2 protein-coding genes are annotated in these 523 nt (G+C 66.3%); one reads left to right on the forward strand and one right to left on the reverse strand.

The window, feature by feature from the left end:
• A partial coding sequence (locus DEQ92_RS21815) for an MTH1187 family thiamine-binding protein (RefSeq protein ID WP_115821777.1) occupies positions 1 to 261 on the forward strand: 261 nt, incomplete at its 5' end.
• 56 nt (positions 262 to 317) lie between these two features.
• Here DEQ92_RS21815 and DEQ92_RS21820 read toward each other — a convergent pair.
• Positions 318 to 523 (reverse strand): PGF-CTERM sorting domain-containing protein (locus DEQ92_RS21820; protein WP_115821778.1); only part of this gene is annotated, 206 nt, incomplete at its 5' end.

A 523-nucleotide genomic window follows, 5' to 3' on the forward strand; every position in this document is an offset into this window, starting at 1 on the left:
GCAGAGGTCGCGAAAGCCGTCGACGCCTTGGAGGACTTCGACGTCGAGTACGAGACGAACCCGATGGGGACCGTGATCGAAGCCGACGACGTCGGCACGCTCTTTGCCGCCGCGGAGGCCGCCCACCGGGCCGTCGACGCGGACCGCGTGAGTACGGTGTTAAAGATCGACGACAAGCGAACGAGCGATGAGCGCGCACGCGAGAAAGTAGATGTCGTCGAGGACCAGCTCGGTCGGCCGGCGCGCAGCGATAGCGAGTAGCGGAGCGAGAAGGAGACGAAAAGGCGGTGAAGAACCGGCGGGCTGAGAGACGGACGTTATTCTCGACGGAGTGCGAGCAGCGCGGCCCCAGCGAGCGCGACGAGAGCCGCGAGGACACCGAATCCGGGCGTCGTCGTCGGCGTCTGGACTGTCGGAATCTCCGTCACCGTCGTGGTCGGCGGTTCAGTCGTCGTCGTGGTTGTCGTGGTTGTCGTCGTGGTCGTCGTCTCGGCGGGCGTCTGCGTCGTCGCCGTCGGGATGA

The organism is Haloferax sp. Atlit-6N (assembly GCF_003383195.1).
GTDB classification, from domain to species: Archaea; Halobacteriota; Halobacteria; order Halobacteriales; family Haloferacaceae; genus Haloferax; species Haloferax gibbonsii.